The sequence below is a fragment of the Roseibium sp. TrichSKD4 genome, assembly GCF_000148725.1.
GTDB lineage: Bacteria > Pseudomonadota > Alphaproteobacteria > Rhizobiales > Stappiaceae > Roseibium.
This window is the reverse complement of sequence record NZ_GL476310.1, coordinates 248,006-260,092: the sequence shown is the minus strand read 5'-3', so window position 1 is coordinate 260,092 and position 12,087 is coordinate 248,006. Positions and strand designations below refer to the sequence as shown.

Sequence of the window (12,087 nt, the reverse complement as noted above, 5' to 3'; positions counted from 1 at the left end):
GTTAGTGCATGACTGGGCTTTGGTCCATCCGGACGATGGTTTCTGGTGCCGGTGGTCGGTAGCCCAAGGCGCTGTGTGGGCGTTTGGTATTGTAATGTTTCCTCCATTGTTCAATCAGGATTTGTGCTTCCTTTAAGCTGTAGAAGATTTCACCATTGAGTAGCTCATCTCGGAGGCGGGCGTTGAAGCTCTCGCAGTATCCGTTCTCCCATGGCGAACCTGGTTCGATGTACGCGGTCTTTGCACCCACAGCGTTGATCCAGTCCCTGACTGCCTGAGCAATGAACTCCGGCCCATTGTCTGATCTGATGTAGGCTGGAACACCTCGCAGGATGAAGAGATCCGTTAGCACATCAATCACGTCGGTGGAGTTCAGATTTCGCTTCACCCGGATTGCCAGGCACTCTCGGGAATACTCATCCAGGATGTTCAGTGTCCGGAACGCTTTTCCTTCATTGGTTCGGCAGTGCACGAAGTCATAGCTCCAGACATGATTGGGATACTCTGGCCGCAGCCGGACACATGATCCGTCGTTCAGCCAGAGCCGCCCTCTCTTCGGTTGTTTCATTGGCACTTTCAGCCCCTCTCGTCGCCACAGCCGCTCAACACGCTTGTCATTCACATGCCAACCAGCATCTCTGAGCAGAGCTGCAATACGCCTGTAACCGTAACGGCCAAACTCACGGGCGAGTGCGATCATATCCGCCACAAGATGTTCTTCGTCAGCACGCCCTGCTGGAGGTTTCCTCTGCGTAGACCGGTGCTGACCCAGAACACGACAGGTTCGGCGCTCTGACACGCCGAGATGCTGACGAATGTGATTGATGCAGGCTCGACGACGGGCGGGGCTCAGAAGTTTCCCTTTGCGGCCTCCGACAAGATCAACTTGTCCAGGGTCAGGTCAGACACTGCCTTGCGCAGCCGCTCGTTCTCTTTCTGAAGGCGTTTGAGTTCTTTCAGTTGGTCGGTTCCCATCCCACCATACTGCTTTCGCCACCGGTAATACGTCTGTTCGGTGATACGAACCTGCCGAATGGCATCAATGCGCGGCATGCCTTGGCCGACAAGGACTTCAACCTGCCGCAACTTCGAGACAATTTCTTCTGGCTTGTGACGTTTCGTAGCCATGTTGATCCTCCGTTTTCCTAAACATAACGATGGACCACTTCAAAGGGGGAGGATCAAAGGCCGTGACTTTTATGAAGAAGGCAAGCAATTCGAGGATCGTTTTTATCAGCCCAAAATCCGCGCCGAAAAACACCGCCGTGACGCTCTGAAAGGCAGCAATTCCAATCGCGAAACGGCCTGATCTTGACGTCCAGATCTAACACCATAACTGTCGCCAAATCAGCTGGCGGCAGCTTGAAATTCGGTTCAGACCGTGAGCCGGATGCAAGAGGGATCGAACGGGAGAGCGCTAGCCATCTCCCTTCGCAAGGGGTGCAGTGTCATACACCTGCACACATCTTGCAGCCAACAGGGCTGTAAAACCATTTGAATGTTGCATTTATTCTGCGTCTTCGGATGAACTTGCATGACCTTCCAACAGGTCATTGATGGCTTCACATTCAAGCTCGATATTTTTCAAAGCCGCCTTTGTGCGCTCGCTGAGGCGATTAAACTTTTCGTCATAGTACGAACCAATATTACAATCTTTATTGATCATAGGCATATTCCTTTTTGTCCTGGTGGCGGGACGTTCAAATCACATACGAGCATGCGCCTCCCTTATTCGTGCATAATGCCTTAGTTCAGGAGAATCCGGCCTCACATCGAGACAGCTCGTTTACCGGATTTGAAGCCAGACAGCGGAACACCCGCTGCACGGAACAATTTACCCTTCTCGCTCGCATCTCAGAAACACTATCGGTATTTCCGTGCAGAAAGTTCGGGATTGTTTTCGACGCCTCCGCCCAAGTGTATCGCTTGCGACTGGACCACCGGACCACCATATAAAGTGCGTGTGCAATTGCCACATCTGGTAAGCGTTGAGCGAATTGCTCCGCCTTTTTTCCAATAACACCCCAAAGTAACCACCCGGCTTGAAGGCACGTCCATTCGTGCTGTCAGGCTCAGAGGATATTTCCATGCAATGTAACCCGGATGAATTTCGACATCTCGTCGAACAGCTTGGTCTTTCCCCCGTAGAACAGGATGAGCTTATCCGAACTGTTTGGCACGTTATGGAAAACGCTGTGGATCGGGCATGGACTGTTGATTTTCACTGAGAACTGACCCGGTGGCCCCATAAATTGTCACTGAGAACTGACCCATGTGAACACACTACCCCGACGTTTTTGGCTCGGGGGATATGGAGTGATCGACATGGGATTTTTGAGTGTCATTCGACGCTGGGCATTGCGTGACAAAATGCCAATCAGAGAGATTTCCCGTCGCACGGGTTTATCTCGCAACACGGTGAAGAAGTATCTGCGCGAGGGCATTGTTGAGCCGAAGTTCAAAACCCCGCCGCGACCAACCAAACTTGATCCGTATGCGGACCGTTTGTCTTCTTGGCTTGTGGCCCAGACGCGCAAGTCGCGCAAAGAGCGTCGAACCGTCAAACAGATGCACGTGGATCTGGTGCAGTTAGGGTATGATGGCTCCTATGAACGTGTGGCGGCCTTTGTCCGTGCGTGGCGTGCGGACCGGCAGCGGGCGGAACAGACGACAGGGCGCGGCACATTTGTGCCTCTGATCTTCCAGCCCGGCGAAGCTTTCCAGTTTGATTGGAGTGAAGACTGGGCCAATATTGGCGGCGAGCGACTGAAGCTTCAGGTCGCGCATATCAAGTTGTCACACAGTCGGGCGTTTTTGGTCCGGGCTTACCTGCTGCAAACGCACGAGATGCTGTTTGACGCCCATTGGCACGCGTTCCGCGTGTTTGGCGGCGTTCCTGGCCGAGGGATCTATGACAATATGAAGACAGCGGTTGATCGCGTCGGCAAAGGCAAGCAGCGGGACATCAACGTCCGTTTCAAGGCGATGGCTAGCCACTACGTCTTTGAGCCTGAGTTCTGCAATCCGGCTTCAGGTTGGGAGAAAGGCCAGGTCGAGAAGAACGTCCAGGACGCGCGCAATCGGCTTTGGCAGGTCATGCCCGTCCTTGCAGATCTGGCTGAACTGAACCAATGGCTTGAAGATCGGTGCATCGCCCTTTGGGCGGAGACGCCGCACAAAGCCTTGCCGGGGTCTCTCGCCGATGTGTGGAAAGCTGAGAAGCCAATGCTGATGGCTCTGCCGCCGGCCTTCGATGGATTTATCGAACATAGCAAGCGAGTGTCTCCCACATGCCTGATCACATTCGAACGCAACAGGTATAGCGTGCCCGCCAGCTTTGCGAACCGCCGTGTCAGCCTGCATGTCTACCCTGACCGACTGGTCGTTGTGGCCGAAGGGCAAACAGTTTGTGAACATGCACGGCTCATTGATCGGTCCTGCCGCAAATCAGGCAAGGTTGTTTATGACTGGCGGCACTATCTTGCTGTCATTCAGCGCAAACCTGGCGCCCTTCGCAATGGCGCGCCCTTCACCGAGATGCCGGAAGCCTTCCAACGGCTGCAGGAACGCATGTTACGCAAGGAGGGGGGTGACAGGGAAATGGTCGACATCCTCTCATTGGTTCTGCAGCATAACGAAGAGGACGTGTTATACCAAACGTCAGATGAAGTGACTCATATTTGGGCTTCCGGTTTTGTTGCGAATATGATTCCAGATGGCAAACGATGGGAGTTTGCCATGGGAGCCGCGATACCGCTTCGAGATGACTTTGACGGTTGTACCCTTCGCCGGTTGGCGAGGGTGTGCCGGGACGCCAAACAGACCCGTCGCCTTTTGTCATTGGCGGTGATCTATGATGGGGGGAGCCGTTCGGACGCAGCTCATATTGGCGGAGTGACGCTCCAAATCATTCGCGATTGGGTGCTGCGTTTCAATGCTTCTGGTCCCAATGGTCTGAAGGATACGCCCAAGTCAGGTCGCCCCTCAAAACTTGACGAGCAGCAGCGTCGTGCGTTGATCGAGATTGTCGAACGAGGCCCGTATCCATCGGTGGATGCAGTGGTACGTTGGCGCTTGAAGGATCTCGCTGCGTGGATCCTGTCTGAATTTGGCATTGTCGTTGACGAGCGTACCGTATCGCGGGAGCTGAAGAATGCGGGTTATCGGCGTCTGACGGCCCGGCCGCAGCATCCGGCGCAAAACGAGTTTGCCGTCGAGGATTTTAAAAAAGCTTCCCAGCCGAACTGGCGGAAATCGGCAATCAGCTTGAAAGCGGCACCCCGATAGAGGTTTGGTTTCAGGACGAGGCGCGTGTGGGTCAAAAGACCAAGATCACAAGGCGATGGGCAAAACGCGGGACAAGGCCGCGGGCCCCCAAGGATCAGCGGACAAAGTCAGCATGGATATTTGGGGCCATCTGCCCGGAACGGGGTGTCGGTGCTGCGCTCGTCCTTCCCAAGTGCAACATCATGGCCATGCAAATGCATCTTCAGGAAATCTCGTCGCAAGTCGCTCCGGGAGCCCACGCCGTTGTCATCCTTGACCAGGCTGGCTGGCACACATCTGGCAAACTCGACATTCCCAACAACATTACCCTTCTCCCATTGCCACCGAGGTCTCCCGAATTGAACCCGGTCGAGAACCTATGGCAGTTCATCAGGGATAACTGGCTGTCAAACCGGGTCTTCAAATCCTACGAACAAATCATCGATATCTGTTGCCGCGCATGGAACAGGTTAATTGAACAACCATGGACCATCATGTCCATCGGAATGCGAGATTGGGCCCATCGGTTCTGAATTTTGACGGTTGGTATTACGCGCCGTGGACAAGGCGCTGGAAGCGGGTGTGCCAACCAAGACGCATATCCTGAACCTTCTACACCGGTTGATCGACCGTAAGCCGACGGAACATCCAGAAGTCGACCCACCGGACGCCTTGGCATTGCAAACCACGCCCGAGGCAAATCTAAATCGTTACGATGGCCTGAGACAGGCTGGGGAGAAGCGCCATGCGTCATGACCCAGCCGGAGCCTCTATCGTCATCATGCTGCGCAGCCTCAAGCTCTATGGCATGGCAAATGCCGTCGAAGACCTGGTCGCCCAAGGTGCCCCAGCCTTTGAAGCCGCGACCCCGATGTTATCACAGCTGCTCAAGGCTGAAATGGCGGAACGAGAGGTTCGATCCATCGCTTACCACACAAAGGTCGCCCGCTTCCCTGCATACAAAGACCTCACCGGCTTTGATTTTGCGTCCAGTGAAATTAACGAAGCGAAAGTCCGGCAGTTACACCGGTGTGAGTTCATCGAAAACACCGAGAATGTCGTTCTGATCGGTGGGCCCGGCACGGGCAAAAGCCACACCGCCACAGCAATCGGCGTTCAGGCGATCGAACACCACAGGCGCAAGGTTCGGTTCTTCTCAACAGTGGAGCTGGTCAATGCACTGGAGCAAGAAAAAGCGATTGGCAAGGCTGGGAAAATCGCTGATATGCTGACCAAAGTCGACTTGGTCATCCTGGATGAGCTCGGTTACCTGCCGTTCAGTTCATCAGGTGGGGCACTGCTCTTTCACCTGCTCAGCAAGCTCTACGAGCGCACAAGCGTCATCATCACAACCAACCGTAGCTTCTCAGAATGGGCGCAGGTCTTCACAGATGCAAAGATGACCACCGCTCTCTTAGACCGCCTCACGCACCGCTGCCACATCTTGGAAACAGGCAACGACAGCTACCGCTTCAAAGCCAGTTCCAAGGATACAAAGAAAACTAGAAAGGAGACCCCAACATTGACCGCGTCATAGACCACGACGCATAACTAAAGGTGGGTCAATTCTCGGTGAAAATACCGGGTCAGTTCTCAGTGAAAATCAACAGGCTGTAAGTAGTATCTTACTTTCGGTAAACATGAGATCGAGACCAAAGTCTTTCTCAAAGAACGGCACTAGCTGGGGGTGGTGTTCGGCATACGCAGAACGAAGGCGGCTTGCTGTCCATCCTTCAGGAAGCATAGCCTTCAACCTTGTGGGTAGGCTTTTCATTTGTGTCGGGTAGGATAGCAGGGCAGACAACCCAGCCTTAGCTCCTTCTCGGTGGTCTTCAAGTCCGGGAACCGAATATAGGTCTCCTTGCGGAGGTTCTTCGCCAACTGACAAGTAAGCCAACCGAGGGAACATCCCCGCAAAATCCAAATCGGTAATCGATTCTCCATCAATCCGAATACGGTGTCTTTCTACTGCTTTAAGTGTCATCCAAAACCCACCATATAAGCGTCCATGGAACTCGAACTCTATGGGGTCATCAGGGTCCCTCAGTGAGAAACGACGGACTAGCCGGAAGCTAGTTCTAGGAGCACCTTCAAGTACTATCGAATGCGAAGCTAGAAACCGATTGACCATATCCAGTTCCATCCGCAGGCGGGCTGAGTCGATTTCATCCTGATAGTCAATCAAGATATTCGGCTGTTTGCGACCGTATACGCGAAGCAGCCTCGGCCTTGCAGCTAGCTGGATCACCTCCTCACCATCTGCCCGTTCTATCGGAGCGAATTTTGCAACATTAGACTTCAATGTTTGAAGGAGGGGCCCTGTCGCCTCTATTGTTGTGCGCCGTCTTTTGAATTGCGCATTATGCTTCACGATGTAGTTTTTCGCTGCTAATGCGGAGACAACTTCTGGCAGCTTCCTAAAGCCCTTGCGGTCGTATCTGGTTTTCTTTTTGCGTTCTAAAGGGACCGCAAGTCTCTTCCCTTCAGCCTTGTCTCGGTGAAGTATCAGTAAGTTTGCGACCAGCGAGGCCACGATTGCGTCAATTCCTTTGATCAATTCTTCCCTTGGTTTTCGCCCTGTAGGTGCCAAGACACAAAGGATGTCTTCTGCGATTCCCTTTGCGAGGTCCTTTAGAGGGCCTTCACCTATCGTCGCCCATTCATCGAACATACAGTCATTAAGTTGGGAGGAGGAAGCGGTGAACTCCCCTCCCCCTTCCCAATCGTCAAGACCCACCTTGAGCACCTCTCACACCTAGAAAAGAACCAGAAGACAGACACAGGAGGGTATTGCGGCGCTTTATTTTGATCGAGGTAGATAATAGGTAGAAACTCGCGGGATGTGACTGACATAGTGTCCGTGACCCTATTTCGCAGGCGGAAGAAATTGAGACAAATCCCGATCATTGAGTACGAATGCAGCAATGTCGTCCAACTGGCGTCCCAGATATCGAAGCACATTTCCCTCGGAGCGGGGATACTTGGTTTTCATACGGAAACCTGATGTAGTCCTGTGCGTACCACTAGCGAGGCGATGAATAGACTTGGCGAGCTGGACGTGCCGGTATTCTCGAAGCCTGTTATCTACTCCTCTCGCTTCACAGCATAACGTGATCGCGATGATCCGCGTAAGGATTTCCTTAGGAGCGATACCAGCCGCCCTGATCCTTGCAAGAGCAATCCGCGCTTTCTCCTTACCGCTAAAGTACCTGAGATCATATGCATTCTCAGCTCGTCCTGCCTGTTCCAAAAGAGATTCTATTTGCTGCAAACCAAAATTAATTCGGAAGTCCGCAGCGTTTTTCTTTATCCACTTTTCGGAAATCCTGCGGAACGGTGCAACATCTTCTGCTTTCAGACTGCTGAACCAATAGGAACCGTGTCGCCTGTGAAACTCTACGTGTTGTTTACAGTATTTCTTTGAGTGCCCTGTTCCAGTTAAAGTTTGGATTGGTCGCCCGCAACCGGGTATTAGGCAAGTCGTCCTTTCGCTGTAGATACCCATACTTCATCCTGTTAATGGTAATCAGAAAGATAATCTTCGAAACCTACCTCATCTCTGATCACATGGGACAAATCGCCTTTGATAAACCACCAATCAGGGTGCCGAGTATTATGCATGTGAAAGTCGTCTACTAACTTCTCCGCATCGCTACACGCTTTCTCTGCATTGGACTGGATTTCAGCATACCGAGGTGGCTCTCGGCGTTTTTGAATGGGGTAAAGGGACCAATAATCACCTTTCGCCCGCTCTACGAAATCAAAGAGTGTATATGCTGCGAAAGGTACACCCTTGTTCTTTCCGCTCCTCATCCCTCCGCGACTACGCGCTCCCTCGATATGCCTCAGGGTCTCTATTGGCCGACAGCAAATATTTATGAGTTGGTGATTTTGGCGGACATGCTTGAGAATAAACGCAACGACGAATGCTCGGGCCATATCGTCACTCGCAGCATACCCACTCCAACGGAGACTGATTTCGTCATCGTCCCCTTGGATTAATGCGGCAACACCGATGGCGTTCATTTCGCTGGCCGCAAAGGAAGATGTACCAGCTCTCTTGGTTGCAGCGATAACATTCAATGTGTCTCCGGTAAATTTCAATGGAATGTCGGACATAGGGAAGTGTTCGGTTTCTAAGCCTATCAGTGTCATAATGCCTCCTTTTGGTTGTCATGTGGCATAATCATTTCATTCCTCCTTCATTACGTTACGAGAGATATTTCGCGCATGAGAGTAGTATTAAATTGTCAAAGAACGCACCAGAAAGCTGATTTAGCATTGGGTGAGCCAGTAAAATAGTAAATAATTTTACATTTTCAACTGTTTCTTTTCTTTAGAATGGCTGTTTTGGTAGAATAGTAAGATATATATTCTTGCTACGAACTGATAAAATCAATAACTTAAATCTTTAACACCGCCACAAATCTGGCAAGAAATGGCTGTATCCTGTCGCAATTTTTTATTCATACCTTTGTCATTGGACCCGAAAACATGAAAAGCAGGAGGGTAATCTTTACCAGTTCGCCTCCTGAGAACCACTTCGCGTCTACCACCCTCAACTAACGAGGGGGGTTGCTTCACCATCTATCGCCGTTAAGGAACTCGTTGCGAAGTGCCATGGTCCGAACCACGCTTCGAGGGTCTTGAAGTCATCCTCGTGGACCTCCATTCCGAAGTCCCATTTGTCTTTCGCAGTTGTTCCGCAATGTTGTTCCATGAGGAACTCACGGCCAAATAGTCTGAATGTAAGCATCACGCATTTCTCCCTTTGCGTATTCTAGGCGGATTCCACCCGGCAGCTCACCGGGGATTCGTTATGTCAGGAACTTAGTGGATTGAACTTGGGGAACTTCTGGAGCGCTCTTGTCATAGCCTTGACGTTAAACTCGCCGTAGCTCTTGCCGACTGTTGCTGGTCGGTGCCCACAGATTGCATCAAGGATATCGCTCTCGATGCCTACTTCCCTGCCGATGGTCTTGAAGGTGTGTCTCCATCCGTGGCTAGGCTGGACGGAAGGGTCAGACACATGCTTTCGAATGAACTCACGGAGTTTGTTCTTCGAGGTTCTCCATGCGCTTCGCCCTGTGCCGGTCCACATGAAGAGCGGTCCATCGGGAGCTGCCTCAACGTAGCCCATGAAGCCTTTCTCGATGATGTGAGGGTGAAGTGGGATTATCCTCTCCTCCCCTCCCTTCACTGTGACGGCCTCAGGGGTGATCTTCATGCACACATGGCCGTCAATCGTGATGATATCCGCCTTGCGAAGCTGCAAGACTTCTCCTACACGAGCGCCACTATAAGCACAGAGCCACGGTGCCCAGCGCCTTGATGCCCATCGTTGAGGCTTCTCTTTGTTTTGTCTCTTGGTGCCGTCACTTGCTGACAGGATCGCAGAGGCTTCCTCAATGGTGAAGTCTCTCATGCGGCGATGTGTCTTTGAACTCTTGGCAACCGCCACGTCTCTTGCAGGATTGTCATTAAGTATCAGGTTCTTGACGGCCCACTCGAAGATACTCTTCAAGGCTGGCAGATCGCCATCCGCAACGGTCCTTGCAGACACCTGTGTCAATCGGTGGTCCTTGAAGCTGATTATGTCCTTTGTGGATATGCGAGAGGCGTCATCGTGTCCTACAAACTCGGAGAGTTGCCTGAAAGCCCTCGTGTACGCCTCTCTCGTGCTCTCGGAGTGCCCGGTACGCGATGCCTCCTGCCACCAGTCATTTGGTAGTCCAACAAGGGATACGCTGCTGTGTGGGCTTTGTGGAGCCGCTGAAGCAACCTCTGTGGATGTCCATTGCGGGAACCTATTGGCGTTGGGGTCAGGAGAGTAATCGCCATCCGCAAGCTTTCTTGTGTGGACGCCAAGACCTTGAGACGCACTTCGAGCAAACTCTCTCAGGATCAGGCGGCGTGATGCTTGATCGGTCTCCCTGATGCCCTTCTCGTCCAATGCCCTGTCCACGACTTGATGGAAACGATCTTCAAGGCGCTCGAAGGCTTCCTCGGTGGAGTCTTTGCGGTCGTCATCGAGTATCCCTGCGAGTGTTCGGAGTAGCTCCGCTTCATCATCCTCACTCAGGGTGGAGACACGTTGTTCTCTGGTCTGTGTGTCTATCTCGATGGCAATCGTTCGGGAACTGACACCGGGGTCTGCACTCCATGCCTCATAGATCGACTGAGAGAGGGCGACACACTGTTGTCGAGAGAGAGGGATGGGAGCTTCACTCCTCGCTGCCTTAAAGACTTTCTCGAGGTAGGCAAGCGCCGTGGCTTGTCTTTCGCGGACTTCTTCTGGTGTGGCAGTGCGTAGTGAGAAGCGCACCAAGCCGTCCTTTGAGACGGTCACTGGGTAGACCCCATCGCCTACAGGGACGAAGAGCTTTTTCCCTGCGAGGTCCTCAATGAGATCAGTGGGAACCCGCTTTGAGAACTGTTGATATCGGGAGCCTTTTCGCTGCACCGGATCGACTAACCTAAAGAGCATTGAATCACACCGTTGTATCACACTACGATGAACGCAACGCCTTGACTAGGCTTATCTTTTTGTGGGGAAACACTCTTTTGGAGTGATGGTGCCCAGGAGAGGACTCGAACCTCCACGCCCATAAGGGCACTAGCACCTGAAGCTAGCGCGTCTACCAGTTCCGCCACCTGGGCTGTGAGGGGGGCTTGTAAGGCTCTAAAACACTCTTGTCAATCAACAAAATGACGGGAAAACCATTCATTCACATCCAGCCCTTCACAGCTTCCGTACAAAGGGCTATGAGACAGTTGTGCCAGTGAAACGCACACTGGGACCTTTAAGGACGCAAGGAAAGGGCAGAGGCATGTCCACGGCATTGAACGGCAAACTGGTTACGGTATTTGGCGGCTCCGGTTTTATCGGTCGGCATGTCATCCGCGCACTGGCCCGTAGGGGCTATCGTGTGCGCGCCGCCGTGCGCCGCCCCGATCTTGCAACGCACCTTCAACCGCTCGGTACACCGGGGCAGACCATGGCCATTCAGGCAAACCTGCGCTACCGCTGGTCCATTGACCGCGCCATTGAGGGAGTGGATGCCGTCATCAATGCCGTCGGGATTTTGGCCCCCACGGGAAAGCAGACGTTCGATGCGGTTCAAAGCTTCGGCGCGCGCGCAATTGCAGAAGCTGCGCGCGATTCAGGCCTGTCGTCCATGGTTCATATCTCTGCCATTGGCGCAGACGCGAACTCTGTTTCGGAATATGCGCGCACCAAAGCCGAAGGTGAGGCTGCGGTTCTTGAAGCCCTGCCTGACAGCGTTATCCTGCGCCCGTCCATCGTCTTTGGACCGGAAGACAACTTCTTCAACCAGTTTGCAGCCATGTCCGGCATGGCCCCTGCGCTGCCTTTGATCGGCGGCGGTGAGACCTTGTTCCAACCAGTTTATGTTCAAGATGTTGCCGAGGCCGTAGCCCAGGCCGTTGATGGCAAGCTGAAAGCCGGGGCCGTTTATGAACTCGGCGGACCAGAAGCCCTCAGCTTCAAGGAATGTCTGGAGTTGATGTTAGCGGTTATCGACCGCAAGCGCCTGCTCTTGCCCATCCCGTTCCCGGTCGCATCTGCCATGGGTAAAATCATGCAGATGCTCCCATCGCCCCTATTAACGGCAGATCAGGTAGAACTTTTGAAATCCGACAACATCGTTTCAGAAGAAGCTGCCAAGGAAGGTCGGACGCTGGAAGGCATTGGGATCGACTCAAGCACTGTTGCAGCGATTTTGCCGACCTATCTCGGCATGTTTGCCGAGCATGGCCAGTACGCAACGTATCGGACCAGCTAGTTGCGACGACTTTTTT

The 12,087-nt window shown here is 52.8% G+C and carries 10 protein-coding genes, 1 tRNA gene and 2 pseudogenes; 6 read left to right on the top strand and 7 right to left on the bottom strand.

Going from position 1 to position 12,087, the window contains the following annotated elements; translation table 11 throughout:
- Nucleotide 1: 1 nt before the first annotated feature.
- A protein-coding gene (locus TRICHSKD4_RS29120; RefSeq protein ID WP_085979609.1) for an IS3 family transposase occupies nt 2-1,128 on the bottom strand; the annotation gives its coding sequence in 2 pieces (ribosomal slippage) (nt 2-864 and nt 864-1,128; 1,128 coding nt in all).
- Between the two features lie 379 nt (nt 1,129-1,507).
- A complete protein-coding gene (locus TRICHSKD4_RS29115; protein WP_009466781.1) occupies nt 1,508-1,666 on the bottom strand; it encodes a hypothetical protein in 159 nt (52 codons plus the stop codon).
- 421 nt (nt 1,667-2,087) lie between these two features.
- Between TRICHSKD4_RS29115 and TRICHSKD4_RS29110 the strand changes: the two genes are divergently transcribed.
- The 5 genes and pseudogenes from TRICHSKD4_RS29110 (at nt 2,088) to istB (ending at nt 5,803) form a co-directional block, all read left to right on the top strand.
- Entirely contained in the window at nt 2,088-2,228 is a 141-nt protein-coding gene (locus tag TRICHSKD4_RS29110; protein ID WP_208993020.1) for a hypothetical protein, read from the top strand.
- A 97-nt stretch (nt 2,229-2,325) separates the two neighbouring features.
- Nucleotides 2,326-3,651: pseudogene (gene istA / locus TRICHSKD4_RS06955) on the top strand (IS21 family transposase); the annotation flags it as partial.
- An 87-nt stretch (nt 3,652-3,738) separates the two neighbouring features.
- Nucleotides 3,739-4,799 (top strand): IS630 family transposase gene (locus TRICHSKD4_RS29105; RefSeq protein ID WP_085979595.1). Its coding sequence is split into 2 segments (ribosomal slippage): nt 3,739-4,231 and nt 4,231-4,799, totalling 1,062 coding nucleotides; the frame shifts between segments, so codons are not numbered across the junction.
- A gap of 13 nt (nt 4,800-4,812) precedes the next feature.
- Nucleotides 4,813-5,022 (top strand): annotated as a pseudogene (locus TRICHSKD4_RS06945) (IS21 family transposase); the annotation flags it as partial.
- Nucleotides 5,012-5,803, top strand: a complete 792-nt coding sequence (gene istB / locus TRICHSKD4_RS06940) for an IS21-like element helper ATPase IstB (protein WP_009465782.1) — start codon at nt 5,012-5,014, stop codon at nt 5,801-5,803. The pseudogene TRICHSKD4_RS06945 and the gene istB, both read left to right, overlap by 11 nt.
- Before the next feature lie 66 nt (nt 5,804-5,869).
- On the opposite strand, the gene TRICHSKD4_RS06935 is transcribed toward istB, so the two are convergent.
- From TRICHSKD4_RS06935 to TRICHSKD4_RS06915, 5 genes are all read right to left on the bottom strand, one after another.
- Nucleotides 5,870-7,003, bottom strand: coding sequence for a hypothetical protein (locus TRICHSKD4_RS06935; protein ID WP_009466777.1), 1,134 nt, complete (start codon nt 7,001-7,003; stop codon nt 5,870-5,872).
- Between the two features lie 779 nt (nt 7,004-7,782).
- On the bottom strand, nt 7,783-8,421 hold the full coding sequence (locus TRICHSKD4_RS06925) for a hypothetical protein (RefSeq protein ID WP_040616464.1): 639 nt from the start codon (nt 8,419-8,421) through the stop codon (nt 7,783-7,785).
- 403 nt (nt 8,422-8,824) lie between these two features.
- Entirely contained in the window at nt 8,825-9,022 is a 198-nt protein-coding gene (locus tag TRICHSKD4_RS30165; protein ID WP_009466774.1) for a hypothetical protein, read from the bottom strand.
- 66 nt (nt 9,023-9,088) lie between these two features.
- Nucleotides 9,089-10,591 (bottom strand): phage integrase N-terminal SAM-like domain-containing protein, encoded by a 1,503-nt coding sequence (locus tag TRICHSKD4_RS06920; protein ID WP_168156985.1) that lies wholly within the window; start codon nt 10,589-10,591, stop codon nt 9,089-9,091.
- Between the two features lie 248 nt (nt 10,592-10,839).
- Nucleotides 10,840-10,926 (bottom strand) — tRNA-Leu (locus TRICHSKD4_RS06915).
- Between the two features lie 170 nt (nt 10,927-11,096).
- Here TRICHSKD4_RS06915 and TRICHSKD4_RS06910 point away from each other — a divergent pair.
- Nucleotides 11,097-12,071, top strand: coding sequence for a complex I NDUFA9 subunit family protein (locus TRICHSKD4_RS06910; RefSeq protein WP_009466772.1), 975 nt, complete (start codon nt 11,097-11,099; stop codon nt 12,069-12,071).
- Nucleotides 12,072-12,087: the final 16 nt, after the last annotated feature.